1 protein-coding gene is annotated in these 418 nt (G+C 40.7%); it reads left to right on the plus strand.

The genetic code is table 11. The features are described from left to right. Positions 1 to 217, plus strand: a 217-nt coding sequence (locus AW17_RS24760; protein ID WP_036670893.1) for a hypothetical protein, incomplete at its 5' end; no start/stop codon positions are given. Positions 218 to 418: the final 201 nt, after the last annotated feature.

The following is a 418-nucleotide window of genomic DNA, read 5'->3' on the forward strand; positions in this document are numbered from 1 at the left end:
GCACCGTATCTCCGTTCTACTTAAATCCGGCCTAACAAATTTTTCGGACTCCACAGACACAGCCAACCCACTAACTTTGAAAGAAAAATTTTCAGCCGGTGTTTTTTGTTTTTTCATGGGCTTTTATGTTTTCAACGGCATTCAAGCTAGCTATGCTGGTCTTTTTGACATCAAAAAGAAAGAGCCCATCGGCGGCGGTGAGCCGAGGAAAGCATGAGCTGTAGGGTAAAAAAATAATCAATTATATACGTAAGCTAACACTACAGTGCATCTTGACGAGAGCTATCACGGTTTATAAATTTGGCTTCATAAAATATTATTATGGAGCTACAACCAATCAAACCGCGTCGGGCAGTACGCTTTCGCAGCAAGCAGGAAATTATGAACTTGCTGGAGAAATATGAATCTTTAGAAAAGC

It is taken from the genome of Pedobacter borealis DSM 19626, from assembly GCF_000708285.2.
Lineage (GTDB): Bacteria > Bacteroidota > Bacteroidia > Sphingobacteriales > Sphingobacteriaceae > Pedobacter > Pedobacter borealis.